The organism is Polaromonas sp. P1_G1, assembly GCF_056405595.1.
Map to the genome: position 1 here is coordinate 1 of NZ_JBFUBU010000325.1, position 352 is coordinate 352.

The window sequence follows — 352 nt, forward strand, 5'->3', positions numbered from 1 at the left end:
CCACCAGCGTGAAGGTCACCGTCAACGGCATGGTCTGCGCGTTCTGCGCCCAGGGCATCGAAAAGCGCATCTCCAAAATGGGGGCGACCAAGGAGGTGTTTGTCGACCTCAAGAAGAAGACCGTGGCCATCGAAGCCAAAGAGGGCCAGACACTGGACGACAAAGCCATCGCCGCCGAAATCTTGGACTCGGGCTACGACGTGGTGAAGATGGAAACCGTGCCGCAGTCGGTGGCCGAGATCCGGGCCGAACTGAAGGGGCGCAAATGAGTGCCGACGGCGTGGTCGAATCCCGCAGCGGCCTGTGGACCTCGGTAGCCAGCCTGTTTGCCAGCTCCAGCACCCTGGTGTGC

Annotated in this window: 1 protein-coding gene; it reads left to right on the forward strand. The window is 62.2% G+C overall.

The window, feature by feature from the left end; genetic code table 11:
- Positions 1–269, forward strand: a 269-nt coding sequence (locus AC1D1Y_RS27055; protein WP_477685047.1) for a heavy-metal-associated domain-containing protein, incomplete at its 5' end; no start/stop codon positions are given.
- Positions 270–352 lie beyond the last annotated feature (83 nt).